The following is a 14,512-nucleotide window of genomic DNA, read 5'->3' as shown; positions in this document are numbered from 1 at the left end:
TGTCGGCGTAGTCGGGGACTTCGTCTGCAGTCCGGTGGCGCGTACCCGCGGGCGGGCTTGCTGACGCGTGTCCCGTTGGGCACTCGTCGCCGGACGTCACCGAGTCGGGTCGTCCGATCCGGTGGCGGCTCCATCCGAGCCAGCACGGATGTGGTGCTCGGGTCCACGGGTCATGCCGTCGAGCACCCAGTGGTCGAAACCGCGCGGGTCACGGCGTTCGAGCTCATCGAGGAGGCCACCTCGCCAGTCGGCGGCCGCGCGGGGGTCAGCCAGAGACGTCGGGTGGAACAGCTCGTCGCTGCGCCGCCACTCGTCGACCAGGTCCTCGAGAGTCAGGCTCTGCAGCAGCTCATGGGGTGGGTGATGGGGCGCCTCCGTCGACCGGGGCGGTGGTGGAGCGGACTGGCCGTCGACGGGGGCCTGTCCCGTCGGCACCTCCAGGCGGCAGAGCCAGTGGGAGCCCAGGATCGTCAGCAGTCCGACCAGGGCGAGCAGTAGGTGCACGCCACGGTCGCCCAGCTGGTGGATGCCCATGACGAACGGTGCGAACAGCGCACCCACGGTCGCGGCCGGGAGTAGGAACGCGATCGACGGGGTGGCCTCGATGAGCAGCGCCTGGTGCATCGACCAGCGCAGACCCATGACGAGGACGGCGAAGAACGGCACGACCAGCAGCGTGGTCGACGGGTCCAGGTGCAGGACGCCGAAGAGCGCCACTCCTCCGTAGAGGATGCCGAGGGCCCGCCTGCCCACTCGGACCAGGGATCGCTCCAACTCGCTCGGCCCGTGGTCCGTTCGCTCCGTCCGATCCGGCATCAGTGGACCTCCGGAGACGGGGTCGCCGGTCGGACGTCGACGGTGAGCCCGTCCGGCTCCGGCTTCGGCGTCCCGCGGGCGGTTCGGGTCGAGCGCCGCAGCAGGCGGTTGTTCCGGGGTTCGCGTCGGGTGGCGGTGTCGTCGAGCTGGCGTCGCATCCCCTCGCGTACTCGGCTCACGGCCGTGTCCAGGTCGTGGTCCGCCGAGCTGGCCACCAGACGTGGACGACCTGCGATCCAGCACTCCAGGGTCAGGCGTTGGCCACGGCCCCCTCGGTCCTTGACGGACAGCTCCATGTCGACCTGGTCGGCTCGGTAGCGGGCCAGCTGGGCGTCCAGGCGCGCCAGTCGCCTCACCAGGAGACGGCGTTCCCCCTCGCCGAGTCCGGCAGCGAGTCGGAGGGAGCCTGCGACCGTGGCCGTGCCGGGCTCGCCGGGGGCGTCGTCCGGTGAGCGGCCCGAGATCTCGGCGAACCTGCCGTCACCCGAGGGCGACCGGTGGCGTGAGCGGCTCGTCGGCGTGGACCAGGCCCGCCCTCGTCCGCCGCCGGACGTGTGCTCGTCGCGGAGGGGTGCGTCGTGTGGATGGTCGGTCATGTCAGTGCCCGTCCCTCGATCGGAGGCGTCAGGAGCCGTGCCGGGGTCGGCGGCGGAGCGAGGCTCCATGCCGCCCTCGAGTCGTGGGCTGTCACGGATCGGCGGATCACGGCTGACGCGGCGCCGGCCGCCCGGATCCGCAGGTCCGACGGGAGCGCCCCGTGTGCGGCCGAACGGCGCCGGACGTCGACCGTGGGTGGGTGAGCCCTGGTGACCAACGCTCCCGGCCTCCTCCCTCGGTGCACGTCCGCGCTTGCCGACCCCGATGCTGAGGCGGCCCCCGGACGCGGAGGAGAGCCCCGGTCGGCGAAGAAGTGATCGGCGAGGTTGCCGAGTGCGAGCAGCGTCCCGTCCCGGTCGCCCGTTGACCTGGGCACGGTCACGGTGGGCGCGTGACATCGACAGGCCCCCGTCTGCGACGGACGAGTACCTCGAGGAGCGTGAGCGGTCGGGATGCGGCCGGTTCCAGCCGCCGGTCGTGGCACGCCCGAGCCGAGAAGGACCCTCCTTCCTCGACCACGGCCGAGGCAGAGCCCCGACCCGCTCGGGGCGGATCCCGTGACCGGTGGCCACACCGTGCCCCGGGACAGCGGGTCGCAGCGCCGGCCGATGCGCTCGACGGCATCGACGTGTCGGCGTCCGAGCCCTGTGCCGTGCCGGTGCCCGGGCCCGGCAACCCCCGAGGCGCCGTCCATGCCGGGGACGCACCGTGTGCGGGTCTCCGCCCGAGGCAGATGGTCGGCGTCCACTTCTTCCGAGGAGGTCTCCGTGTTGTGGATCGTGCTCGTCCTGCTGCTGGCGCTGGCCGGTGGTTTCCTGGGGACGCTGCTGGAGCTGGCGCTCTGGGTCGTCGTGCTGTTGGTGCTCGGCTCGGCCCTGCTGGGTCTGGTCATCTGGCGGGCGGTGTCGGCTCGTACAGGCTCCGCCGAGCATGTCGGCCGCCGATGACGTCCGGCGTGAGGCCGGGGTCACCGCTCGTCCCCGCGATGTCCGTCCCCGACGGGGCCCGGACCGTGGCGACGGTCGTGCTCCCCCGTTGTCGCGCGGGGCGCGATCGTCCGCCGTCCGCGTGCGAGGGCCCTGGCCGAGCGGACCGGCGCGGACGCCCGCGCGGTCCGCTGGATGCGACGGCTGCGCGACCGTTACGGGCCCGGTCCGGTGCGGGTGCGGATCCCCGGCCGAGAGCTCACCGTCGTCCTGTCGCCCGAACACGTGCAGCGCGTGCTGGCCGGGACGCCCGGCCGTTCACCGCAGCCACCCGGGAGAAGTCCGCGGCACTTGCCCACTTCCAAACCGGAGGTGTTCTCATCTCCGGGCCGGAGGAGACGGCCCGCCGGCGTCCGTTCAACGAGACCGTTCTCGACACCGGGTCCCCGGTGCACCGCCTCGCCGGTCCGATCAGCGTCGCGGTCGCCGAGGAGGCCGAGCGCCTCGTCGCCGAGGTGGACCAGGCCGGTGAGCTCACCTGGGGAACCTGGTCGGCAGCCTGGTGGCGGGCGATCCGCCGCGCCGTCCTGGGTGACGGGGCGCGAGACGACGAGGACGTGACCGACGACCTCCTCCGGCTGCGCCGCAGGGCCAACTACTCGTTGCTCGCCCCGTCGGCGCCGACCACTCGCCGGCGGTTCCTGCAGCGGATGGCCGACTACGTACAGGCGGCCGAGCCCCGGAGCCTGGCGGGCCTGGCGGCCGGTACCCCGGCCGCCCCGGGAACGGAGCCACACCAGCAGATCCCGCAGTGGCTGTTCGCCTTCGACGCGATGACGTGGGCCTCCTTCCGGGCCCTCGCCCTGCTGGCCGCCCACCCGGACGCCGTGCCGCGGGCCCGGACCGAGCTGCCGGCGGCGCCCGACCTGCCGTACCTGCGCGCCGTCCTCCTGGAGTCGCTGCGATTGTGGCCGACCACGCCGGCGATCCTGCGGGACACCACCGGGGCGACGCGCTGGGAGAGCGGCGTGCTCCCGGCAGGCGCCTCGGTGCTCGTCTTCACGCCGTTCTTCCACCGGGACTCCACCCGGTTGCCCGAGGCGCACCGGTTCGCCCCCGAGCTGTGGCTGCGCGGGCGCACGGGGGGGAGGACTGGCCGCTGGTCCCCTTCAGCGCAGGGCCCGGCACGTGCCCCGGTCGCGACGTCTTGCACCTCCCCGAGGGCAGCTGCTCACCTCGCGGTCAAGACGGCGGGACCGGCCTCGCGGCCGGTGCAGCGGTCGTCCGCAGCTGCGGGGGACGGCGACGCAGCCGACCGCGCTGGGATGGGGCGGCGGGCACGCGGCTGCCGGTCGCCAGACCTCGTCCGGTCACCGTCGCGTCGCGGTCTGCGATACCGGCGGATCAGCGGCCCGGCCCGGAAGGCCGGCCTGTCATCGTCCCGCCGGCATCGTCGCCGCGGATGTGGTCCCCGGGGTCGCGCTCGAGTCCGTCGAGCAGCCATGCCCGAAAGCCTGCCGGGTCACGCTGTTGGATCTCTTCGAGGAGGAGGTCGCGGAGCTGGACAGCCCTGTGGGGATCGGTGCGCAGCCGCTGCTTGCTCCAGCGCCACTCGTGCAGCAGCTCGTCGACGGGCAGAGCACCGAGGAGGTCGCGCAGGGAGGAGAGCTCGGCATCCGGCAGCCGCGACGGCTCCTGAGGCCGTGGAACGGCGTCGTCCGAGCCGAGTGCGTGAGCCCATCCCACACCCGCCACCGTGCACAGGAGGGTGAGGACGATGAAGACGTACACGCTGTCCTCACCGAGGGAGTCCATGCCGATGACGAAGGGACCGAACAGACCGGTCCTGACCGCGGCGGGCAGGTAGAGCGTGAAGGGAGCCTCCAGACCGGGGTGGAGCGCTCGATGGACTGCTCGAGCGACCACAGCGCCCAGCAGTCCGCTTGCGGGGACCACGACGAACATCACGATGAGACCGGCACCCAGGGCACCGAGCAGCGCCACGGCCACGTAGAGGGTGGTGAGCACGCCGACCGTCAGACGGTGTGCTCCCCGCAGAGCTGTGGACTGTCCACCGCCTGCGCTGCGGTCCGGACCGAGGGCCCGCAGGGAATCCTCAGCCATGGCGGTCCCCGAAGGTCAATGGTGTCGTCCCCATGTCGAGTGGCGGAACCGCACATGGGCGGTCTGTACGCGAAACGGTGACGGCGCCCGGGTCGGCGCTACCGATCTGAGTGGAGCCGGGAGCGGAGAACGAAGACGACGACGGCATGGCACCCCCCACAGCGAGGCCCCTGACAGGCGGAGCACTCCACCGAGACGGTGCGCGCCGCGGAACCGGTGCGGCCAGGTCCCGCTCCGGCATGCTGGGCGGCCGGCGCTTGCCGTAGCTCAGCAGTGCACAGTGCAGCCCGACGACTCGTTCGCCCGTGGTCTCCTGAGTACTGCAAATCCTCCCGCTTTCCGCCGTCGCCGCGACGTCGACGTCTGGCTGGCGCTGCTGCGCCGTACCCGTTCGTCAGCACGCGCGGGCCGCGATGGTGCGTGCTCGATGGTCCAGGCCCGACAGCGGTGCGGGGCCAGCAGGACCGGAGCGACTGGCCCTTCACGCAGCGACTGTGAGCGGGCGCCGACCGAGGTCCTTCCCGGCGGCCTGTCGGCGGGTCTACCGTCCCCTCTGGTGCGCCGGGAAGCCTGGTCGGCAGTCGTGTCCCCGACTGCCAGGAGCCGGCAATGGCCACCACCTCGTCGTCCGTTCATGCGCTGCGCGCGCATGAACTGAGCAAGCGGTTCGGCGCCACCGAGGCGGTGGCCGACCTGTCGCTGGACGTGGCGCCCGGAGCGGTCTTCGGTTTCCTCGGGCCGAACGGCGCGGGGAAGTCCACGACCATCCGCCTTCTGTTGGGCCTGCTGCGTCCGACCGCGGGCACCGCCGAGGTGTTCGGCGTCCCGGCCGCCGACGTCAAGCGGGCGCACCGGCTGCTGGCCTACGTGCCCGCCGACGTCGCGCTGTGGCCGTCCTTGACCGGCCGGGAGTGCCTGGACCTGCTGGCCGGCGTCGGCCCCGGCACCGACCTGGGCTACCGGAAGGAGCTGCTGGAGCGCTTCGCGCTGGACCCGGACAGGCGGGCCCGCACGTACTCGACCGGCAACCGGCAGAAGGTCGCCCTCGTCGCCGCGTTCGCGACCCGGGCGCCGCTGCTGGTCCTCGACGAGCCGACCAGCGGACTGGATCCGCTGATGGAGCGGGAGTTCCGGGCCTGCATCGCCGAGGCGGCCGCGCGCGGTCAGACGGTGTTCCTCAGCTCGCACCTGCTGGCCGAGGTGCAGGCGGTGTGCTCCCGGGTGGGCATCCTGCGCAGCGGTCGATTGGTGGAGGTGGCCGGGCTGGAGGAGCTGCGCCGGCTGCGGCGGATGGAGCTGGTTGCCGACCTCGCGGCGCCGGCGCCGGGCCTGCAGCGCTTGGCGGCCCTGCCGGAGGTGACCGGGCTGCGCTGGCCGACGCCGGTGCGGCTGGAGCTGTCGCTGAGCGGGCCGCCGGGTGCGGTGCTGCGGGCGCTGGCCGACGCCGACGTCACCCGACTCGAGGTACGGGAGCCCTCGCTGGAGGAGATCTTCCTCGACTACTACGGGGAGGTGCCGGCATGACCACCCGGACCGCCCCGACCCGCGCGCCGGCCGTCACCGGGCCGCAGCCGCCGCGGTCCGCGGGGCGGACGGTCACGACGGCGGCGCTCCGGCAGGTCCGCCGCGGCACGCTCATCGTGGCCATCGTGTGCGCCGGGATGAGCGCGCTGGTGGTGGTGCAGTACCGCAGCCTCGGCGGCGCCCTCGGCACGGCGTCGTTGACGGCGCTGGCGGAGAACCCGGCGATCCGCACGCTGTTCGGCCCGCCGGTCGCGCTCGACGACGCCGGTGGCTTCACCGTCTGGCGCGTCGGCACCGGGCTGGCGGCGTTGGTCGGTATATGGGCGGCCCTGACGGTGACCCGGCTGACCCGGGGCGATGAGGAGGCCCGGCGGTGTGATCTGTTGCTCGGCGGGCGGCTGAGGGTGCGCTCGCTGGTGGCGCTGGTCCTCGGCGTGGTGCTCGCCGCAGCGGCGACGGCGGGAGCGGCGACTGCGATCGCGATGGTGCTCGCGGGGGCCGCCGTGACCGGATCGGTGCTGTTCGGTGCGTGTCTGGCCGGGACCGGGATGGTCGGGGCGGCTCTGGGCTGCCTGGCTGCGCAGCTGCTGCCCGAGCGCCGGTCGGCGTCGGGCCTGGCGGTCGCGGTCCTGCTGGGCAGCCTGCTGGCCCGGATGGTCGCCGACGGCGCGCCCGTGGTGGGTTGGCTGTCATGGGCCAGCCCGTTCGGGCTGCTGGGCCGGGTGGGGCCTTTCGCCGATGACCGGGTGCTGCCCCTGCTGGTCCTCGCGGGGCTGGCCGCGGCACCGGCGGCTGCCGCCATCCGAATGGCGTCCGGCCGCGACCTCGGCGGTGCCCGGCTCGCCGGGCCGGACCGGCGGACGGCGCCCAGCCGGCTGCTGCGGTCCCTGCCCGGCCTGGCCGTGCACCGCACCCGCCGCCCGCTGATGGTGTGGACGGCAGGGCTGATGACCTACTTCGTGGTCATCGGCCTGCTCGCCACGTCGATGACCAGCTTCCTGCGGGACAACCCGGCCTTCGCCCGGATGGCCGCGCAAGCCGGCTTCGCGCAGCTGGGGTCGGTGGAGGGCTACGTGTCGGCGCTGTACGCGCTGCTGGCCATCCCGATCGGGTCGTTCGCCGCGGCCCGGATCGCCGCGCTCGCCACCGATGAGACCGCCGGACGGCTGGCGCTGCTGTATGCGCTGCCGGTGTCCCGGACCCGCTGGGCGGCGACGGAGGCCGCCGCGGTCGCCGCCGCCGTGGTCGTCCTGGCCGCCGCGGCGGGCCTGGCCACCTGGGCCGGCGCGTCCCGGGTGGACGCCGGGCCCGGCCTGGGTGAGGCGCTGGCCGGCGCGCTCAGCGTCGTGCCGGCCGCGCTGCTGTGCCTCGGCGCGGCGCTGGCGGCGCTGGGCTGGGCACGGTCGGCGGTGCTCGCCGTCGGGGTGCTGCCGGCCGCCGGCGGCTTCCTGCTGCTCGTGCTCGCCGACACCCTCGGCTGGCCCGGCGCGATCCGCTGGTTCTCCCCGTTCGCGCACCTGTCCGCGGTTCCGGCGGAGCCGTGGAACGCCGCCGGGGCGGCCGGCATGCTCGCCGTCGCGACGCTGCTGGCCTGGGCCGGATGCCGCCGCTACGGCCACCGCGACCTGACCGGCTGATCCGGACGGGCCGCCGGTATCATTTGCAGTCGGTGTGCCGGGAAGTCTGGTCGGCAAGTCACAGCCGACCCCTCCACCACTTCCCGGAGCTGATCTCTTGTCCGCCCCTGCCCCCACCTCCTTCCGGCTGTTCGACCGCGGCTCCTGGCCTGAGACCCGCCGCATCGCCGGCATCCTCCGCAAGGAGACGGTCGGCGGCGTCCTGCTCATCGTCGGCGCGGTGCTCGCCCTCGCCTGGGCCAACAGCCCCTGGTCGGCCGCCTACGAGACCCTGCGTGACACCCGGGTCGGGCCAGCTGCGCTGCACCTGGACCTCACGCTGGGCACCTGGGCCGCCGACGGACTGCTGGCGATCTTCTTCTTCGTCGCAGGCCTGGAGCTCAAACGCGAGTTCGTCGCCGGTGACCTGCGTGACCCGCGTCGAGCGGCGTTGCCAATCGCCGCGGCGGTCGGCGGCATGGCCGCACCGGCACTGCTGTACTGGGCGATCAACGCCAACGCTGGCGACGGGGCGCTGGCCGGGTGGGCGATCCCGACCGCCACCGACATCGCCTTCGCCCTCGCCGTCCTGGCGGTGATCTCCACCCACCTGCCCGCGGCGCTGCGGACCTTCCTGCTCACCCTGGCCGTCGTCGACGACCTGCTGGCCATCACGATCATCGCGATCTTCTACACGTCCTCGCTGGCGGTCACGCCGCTGTTGCTGGCGCTGGTCCCGCTGGCGGTCTTCAGGTTCCTGGTGCAGAAGCGGATCCGGTCCTGGTGGCTGCTTCTCCCCTTGGCGACGCTCACCTGGGTGCTGGTGCACGAGTCCGGTGTGCACGCCACCGTCGCCGGCGTGCTGCTGGCCTTCACCGTGCCGGTGGTCCGCAGCCAGGCCGCCGGCGGACCCGAGGCCGGACCGGGGCTGGCCGAGCACTTCGAGCACCTGGTCCGCCCACTGTCTGCAGGTGTGGCAGTTCCGGTGTTCGCGTTCTTCTCCGCCGGGGTCACCGTCGGCGGGCTGTCCGGGCTGGGCGCGGCGCTGACCGACAGCGTCGCGGTCGGCATCATCGTCGGCCTGGTCGTGGGCAAGGTCATCGGGATCACCGCGGCCACCTGGCTGGTCGCCCGCTTCACCCGCGCCGAGCTCGACCGCGACCTCGGCTGGCCCGACGTCATCGGGCTGTCGCTGCTGGCCGGCATCGGGTTCACCGTCTCGCTGCTGATCGGGGAGCTGGCGTTCGGCGCCGGGACGTTGCGCGACGAGCACGTCAAGGTCGGCGTCCTCGCCGGCACCCTGCTGGCGGCGCTGCTGGCCACGGTCCTGTTGCGGCTGCGGGACCGCCGGTACCGGCGCATCGCCGAGGCCGAGGCCCGCGACGCCGACGCCGACGGCATCCCCGACGTGTTCCAGCCACCGGGCTCACACGTCCCCGCCGAGACGGTCACCGAACGCTCCAACCGTCGTCACCAGTCGGATGGCCGACCGCCCGAGGGGAAGCGCTGACCCGGCCGGATGAGCCGCGAGGCAGGCTGGGCGAACGAGCCGTCCCTCGTGTTGGCGGCACGCGGTGACCGGGGCTGCCGACCCGGGAACTCGCTCCGTGGCTTCGACTGGGTGCGGACCAGCCCATGCCGAGACGTCCCATCGCCGGCGGCCGGACCCTGCACGTCACCGAGAGGATCGGCCTGGCCGGTCCGCAGCGGCGGCGTCGTTGCCATACGTCCGGGCGACGGCGTGGAGCGCTCATCGGGGGAGTAGCACTGGCACGGCGCCGCCCCGACCACTTCGTCGACCACCTGGCCATCGGGGCGGCCTCGACGACGGGCAGGCCGGCTACGAACGGAGTGGGCGGCACCCTCCCCGCGGGGGCGAGGAGTACGGCAAGCACCTCACCTGCACTTCCAGTCCGCTTGCCGCCTCCCGCGCGAGAGAAGCCGAGTTCGGGCAGTCTGGAGCGACGTTTCTCGACCACCATTGGGGTCCATTCGGGCCCGTTCGCCTTCATTCGCCGTGTACCGGTCAACCTGCACAGATGTATCGCAGCGAACGAGAGTGAGACGCTGTTCTGGCTCAGCAGCGAGGCGACCACCCCGGTGATGCCGTCACCGGTCCCGGGCTCGGCGGCTCCTCTCCGACCTACGGCCGCTGTTGTCGTTCGTCATGTCGAGCGCGGGTCGCGCGAAGCGACCCAGGGTGGGCTTTGGCGGTGGGATCGCGGCGGGTCTTGGCCAGGCTGGCGACGGTGACGACGGCGAGTACGACGACGATGACGCCCAGGCTGAGCGGGGTGGGGATCTCCGGCACGCGCGGGTCGATGTCGACGTGGGCCCAGTGGAGGATCAGCTTGACGCCGATGAAGGCGAGGATGATCGCCAGCCCGGCGGAGAGGTAGACCAGCCGGTCGAGCAGGCCCTTGACGAGGAAGAACAGCGCCCGCAGTCCCAGCAGGGCGAAGGCGTTGGCGGTGAACACGATGTAGGGCTCGGAGGTCACCCCGAAGACGGCCGGGATGGAGTCGAGGGCGAACAGCAGGTCGATGCTGCCGATCGCGATGAGCACGACGAACAGCGGCGTGACCATGCGCCGGCCCTGGACCCGGGTGGTGAGCCGGCCCCCGACGTAGTCGGGGGTGACCGGCAGGAACCGGCGCGCGGCCTTGACCATCGCGTTGTCCTCGATGTCGGGGTCCTCGTCGCGGTGCCGGAACAACTGCACGGCCGTGTAGATCAGCAGCAGGCCGAACAGCAGGAACATGAAGGAGAACAGCGACAGCAGCGTCGCGCCCAGCGCGATGAAGATCGCCCGCATGATCAGGGCCAGGACGATGCCGAAGGTGAGCGCTCTGTGCTGGTGCTCCTCGGGCACCGAGAAGGTCGTCATGATGATGACGAAGACGAAGAGGTTGTCGACCGACAGGCTCTTCTCGACGACGTATCCGGCGAAGTACTCGGTGCCGGGTCCGCCGCCGTAGGCCACGGTGAACCACACGCCGAACGCCACGGCCACGGCGATGTAGAACACCGACCATGCCGTGGCCTCGCGGAAGCCGACGCGGTGCGGGCGGACCGCGGCCAGGACCAGGTCCACCGCCAGCAGGGCCAGCACGAAGGCGATGGTGAGCGCCCAGGTCAGTCCGCTGATCTCGACCACGCCGGTCTCCGTCCTGTCGCCGGGTGCCCCCTGCCGATGCCACAGGTGCGCCCGGTGGGATGCCCGCCGGGCTGCCGGCTGAATCTGCCGCCCCGGTCGTCGGGCGACGGGCACCGGGCTGACGTGGCGCCCGAGATGCCGCTCGCGGCGAGGCGGCGACCCGGTCGCCCGGACACGCGGAGCCGATCCATGACCAGCCCGTCACTGGAGAAGGCTCCGGCCGCTGCGTGAATTCACTTGTCAACGCCACCTGCGTTGGCTCGGGCGGATTACGTCCGCAGCGGACAGGTCGGGGTCGGAGCGGCGCTGAGGTGGACGACACGCCCGGCGCGGAGGAGTCGTACAGCGACCAGTACGGCAACGCGCTCCGAACGGTGGCGCACCGGGCCGGACGCCGGCGAACGTCGGAGGCCTCTGATCTGCACTGATTGCACAGTCGCGAACCGTGGCGGACCCCGATGTGACTGGGGGACAAGCAGTGCACCAACCGGCGGCCGCGGGATGCTCCCGGCGACGGCCCTCCCGGTGATGGGGGAGCGGTAGTCGACAACCCCCTTCATCGCGGCCACGTTCAGTGAGGTTTTCTCAGCGGATTGGTGGCCGACTGGATTGCCTGTGTTGAAGAGTGCAGGTCAGCAGCCGGTCGGGCGTGTCGCTGCATAGAGCGTGGGGCCCCGCATCGAGGATCGGTTCTGCCTAGGAACGATCGTCACCGCAAGGACCCCACGTGATCACCTACTCTGCCACGCTCGACGTGCCCGCTGAAACCGCCACGCTGCTGACCGAACTGCTGATCGCCGAACGGCTGCGCCGGGGCACCGGCGTGGGCGCCCGCGCCGCGTCGGCCCGAGAGCAGGCGGTGCTGGTGCTGCGCTGGTTTCGCGAGGACGCCGACATGACGGTGCTCGCCGCCGACACCAAGATCTCGATCGCCACCGGCTACCGCTACCTGCACGAAGGCATCGACGCCCTCGCCGCCCACGCACCAGACCTGCACCAGGTGCTCGAGGCCGGCAAGGCCGCCGGCTGGACCCATGTCGTGCTTGACGGCACCCTCATCCGCACCGACCGCTGCCGAGTGAAGAACCCCGACACCGGTCATGACCTGTGGTTCTCCGGCAAGCACCACACCCACGGCGGCAACGTGCAGATCGTCAGCGACCCCGACGGGCACCCGGTCGCAGTCTCTGACGTCGAACCCGGCTCGACCCATGACCTGGCTGCCGCCCGAGCCACCGGCTTCCTCGGCGCGCTGCAGGCCGCAGCTGCCCTGCTGGGCCTGCCCGCGCTGGCCGACAAGGGCTACAACGGCGCCGGCGCCGGCGTGCTGACCCCAACCAAGGGCCACGGCCTGCATCCGGACAACCTCGCCCGCAACCAGCTCATCGGCTGCCTACGCGCCGAAGGCGAACGCGGGATCGCGCTGCTCAAGACCCGCTGGAAGGCGCTCAACCGCATCCGACTGTGCCCTCAGCGGATCGGCGCCGTCACCAAAGCAGCGCTCGTCCTGACCCGCGCCGAACGACCAATCCGTTGAGAAAACCTCAGTGACGACGGATTCCGACGAGCTGGCCGGGGGGGCCTCGCAGGTGGGGACAGCGGTCCTTGACCACCATTGGGCTCTGTCCGAGGTCGTTCGGCCCGGTTCACCGTTGCTCCGTATGCCGCTTGATTCGCACAGACGGTTCTGGACGAACGCGGGCGAACCCGCGGCCGACGGCTGGGGGTCTAGGGGTCGCAGGTTCAAGTTCTGCCAGCCCGGCAGCGAAACCGCAGGTCAGAGGCGGGCCGGCCCGACTCCTGCGTGAGTAAGACGCCGGGTACGGCAACCGTCCTCGGGATTGTCCCTGGGCGGACCCCACTGGCCCGTTCCCGACGCGCAGCGGCGGGTGCGTGGAAGGGTGCGTGCATGCTGGCCGCACTGAGCGTCGTCCGCCTGTCGACCACGCCGATCAAGGGTCTCTCGCTGGACCATCCCTCCTCGATCGAGCTGACGACGCACGGTGCCGTCGGCGACCGGCAGTTCTTCCTGACCGACGGGGAGGGGCGGCTCCAGAGCTGCACCGCCAACGCCGATCTGCTGCCCTTGGCGGCGAGGTTCGACCAGGACAGCCGCCGCCTCGAGGTGGTCAGCGGCGACGAGGTGCTGTGCGCCGGCACCGTCGATTCCGCCGGCGCCATCGACACCGACATGTGGGGCCTGCGCAGCATCGTCGCCGATGTCGTGGCGGGCCCGCAGTGGAGCACCTTCTTCTCCGATCTCCTCGGCAGACGGGTCCGCCTGGTGCAGGCCCGGCAGTCCGCCTACGACGTGCACCCCGCGACGATCCTCGGCAGCAGTTCCGTCGCCGAGCTCGCGCGCCGGTCGGGCCTCGCCTCGGTCGATCCCCGGCGCTTCCGGATGCTGATCGAGTTCGTCGGCGGGACGCCGCACCTCGAGGACTCGTGGGGTGGCACGCTCCTGCGGATCGGCGGCGCGGTACTGCGGGGCGGTGGCCCGGTGAAGCGCTGCGCGGCGACCACGCGCGACCCCGCTTCCGGTGCTGTCGACCTGCAGACGCTCCGCCTGATCACGGCCTACCGCGGCCGCCGGGAATCCGAGCTCGGAGTCGGGGCGACCTTCGGCCTGTACTGCGAGGTGCTCGAGCCGGGGACCGTCGCGGTCGGCGACTGTCTGCGCGTCGGCTGACCGACCTGGCGAGCCTCCGCCGTCTCCAGCTGCTTCTCGCGGGCCTCGAGCCGCCGGCCTGAGAAGTGGCCCCGCTCGGCGACGTCACTCGCAGACAATCGGCTCGAGGTCGGCGAGCGCGTCCGTGAGCACGTACTCGACGGCCAGGCAGCGGGGGACTGGCGGTCACCCTGCTCGTCACCGGCGTCGTGGTCGGGCCGCTGGGCACCGTCTTCAGGTTGTCCTGGAACGCCGTCAGCTGCCCCCATGCATCTATTACTCATCCAATACTGCCGTCAACAGCCGTAGTCCACTGAGTCCAACCATCGACTCGCTTCCCCTTCGACCTGCGCGTTCAACGCCTGCGGGCGCCAGCAAACAAGACCGCGATCAAATCGCAGGGTTGTTGGTTCGAGTCCAATCGGGGGAGCAGCACCGCGGGTCAGCGGCTCGCAGGCCGCTCCGGCCCGGTACCACTGTCCGCTGGAGTCGCAAGAAGCCCGTGACGTTGGGGCGCGCGACGGCGCTGCGTGAGCCCTCGGGGTCCCGATCGGCCCCGGTGAGCGTGACGGGCAGTGTCAGGGCGATCTGGCCGGTGGACAGGCCGGCCTCGTCGAGCCGGGTGGTCACGGTCTTCCGGAACATGTGCGAGGTGACCCAGGGGGCCGGCCCGGTCGAGGCCTTGAGCAGGTCACCGCTGGTCCTGCTCGGTCGCGGAGGCGATCGTACGGGCCGGAGAAGATGACCGTCGGGTCCTCGGTGGTCGCCAGGGTGGGTGAGGCGGCGCTGGAGCAGGTGCCCCGTTCGCGGTGGCAGGGCGATGGTGCGCTGGCCGGCATCGGATCTCGGAACGTCCTGGATGACCAGGCTGCGATCTCCCTCACGGATGACGGTGCCGGCAACGGTCAGCGTGGCGGCTGCGAGGTCGACGGCCGTGGGTAGGACGGCGCATGCCCAGCCGATGCGCAGGCCGGTGCCGGGCGGGGGGAGTGGACGAGGTCGGGCAGGTCCTGGTGTGCCGCCGCACTCGGCTCTTCGGCGGCCACCTCCCTGGCACCCACGCCGTTGACCCGGCTCCGGCTGT

The 14,512-nt window shown here is 72.3% G+C and carries 9 protein-coding genes and 1 pseudogene; 7 read left to right on the top strand and 3 right to left on the bottom strand.

The annotated features are described in order from the left end of the window. Positions 1-96 precede the first annotated feature (96 nt). Positions 97-753: a hypothetical protein gene (locus GOBS_RS14290; RefSeq protein ID WP_166487401.1), complete on the bottom strand. Its 657-nt coding sequence runs from the start codon at positions 751-753 to the stop codon at positions 97-99. 1,427 nt (positions 754-2,180) lie between these two features. Here GOBS_RS14290 and GOBS_RS14280 point away from each other — a divergent pair. Beyond that, positions 2,181-2,360 carry a hypothetical protein gene (locus GOBS_RS14280; protein ID WP_012948973.1) on the top strand — a complete coding sequence of 60 codons (180 nt, stop codon included), beginning with the start codon at positions 2,181-2,183 and terminating at the stop codon, positions 2,358-2,360. Further along, positions 2,357-3,469: pseudogene (locus tag GOBS_RS29750) on the top strand (cytochrome P450); the annotation flags it as partial. The gene GOBS_RS14280 and the pseudogene GOBS_RS29750, both read left to right, overlap by 4 nt. Before the next feature lie 274 nt (positions 3,470-3,743). On the opposite strand, the gene GOBS_RS28875 reads toward GOBS_RS29750, so the two are convergent. Beyond that, on the bottom strand, positions 3,744-4,349 hold the full coding sequence (locus GOBS_RS28875; protein WP_243697505.1) for a hypothetical protein: 606 nt from the start codon (positions 4,347-4,349) through the stop codon (positions 3,744-3,746). 723 nt (positions 4,350-5,072) lie between these two features. Here GOBS_RS28875 and GOBS_RS14265 point away from each other — a divergent pair. The 3 genes from GOBS_RS14265 (at position 5,073) to nhaA (ending at position 9,113) form a co-directional block, all read left to right on the top strand. Beyond that, positions 5,073-5,987 (top strand): ABC transporter ATP-binding protein, encoded by a 915-nt coding sequence (locus tag GOBS_RS14265; protein WP_012948971.1) that lies wholly within the window; start codon positions 5,073-5,075, stop codon positions 5,985-5,987. After that, positions 5,984-7,624 (top strand): ABC transporter permease, encoded by a 1,641-nt coding sequence (locus GOBS_RS14260; RefSeq protein WP_012948970.1) that lies wholly within the window; start codon positions 5,984-5,986, stop codon positions 7,622-7,624. The genes GOBS_RS14265 and GOBS_RS14260 overlap by 4 nt, the downstream gene beginning before the upstream one ends. Before the next feature lie 97 nt (positions 7,625-7,721). Further along, positions 7,722-9,113 (top strand): Na+/H+ antiporter NhaA, encoded by a 1,392-nt coding sequence (gene nhaA, locus GOBS_RS14255; RefSeq protein WP_012948969.1) that lies wholly within the window; start codon positions 7,722-7,724, stop codon positions 9,111-9,113. Between the two features lie 633 nt (positions 9,114-9,746). On the opposite strand, the gene GOBS_RS14250 is transcribed toward nhaA, so the two are convergent. After that, positions 9,747-10,760: a TerC/Alx family metal homeostasis membrane protein gene (locus tag GOBS_RS14250; RefSeq protein ID WP_012948968.1), complete on the bottom strand. Its 1,014-nt coding sequence runs from the start codon at positions 10,758-10,760 to the stop codon at positions 9,747-9,749. A gap of 727 nt (positions 10,761-11,487) precedes the next feature. Here GOBS_RS14250 and GOBS_RS14245 point away from each other — a divergent pair. Together GOBS_RS14245 and GOBS_RS14240 are read left to right on the top strand one after the other, a co-directional pair. Beyond that, entirely contained in the window at positions 11,488-12,297 is an 810-nt protein-coding gene (locus GOBS_RS14245) for an IS5-like element ISGeob3 family transposase (RefSeq protein ID WP_012948966.1), read from the top strand. Positions 12,298-12,669: 372 nt separating this feature from the next. Then, the gene (locus GOBS_RS14240; RefSeq protein ID WP_012948965.1) at positions 12,670-13,449 is read left to right on the top strand and encodes an MOSC domain-containing protein; all 780 of its coding nucleotides are present in this window, start codon (positions 12,670-12,672) and stop codon (positions 13,447-13,449) included. Positions 13,450-14,512 lie beyond the last annotated feature (1,063 nt).

Source organism: Geodermatophilus obscurus DSM 43160 (assembly GCF_000025345.1).
GTDB lineage: Bacteria > Actinomycetota > Actinomycetes > Mycobacteriales > Geodermatophilaceae > Geodermatophilus > Geodermatophilus obscurus.
The sequence above is the reverse complement of the archived record's forward strand: the minus strand, read 5'-3'. Positions and strand labels throughout refer to the sequence as shown.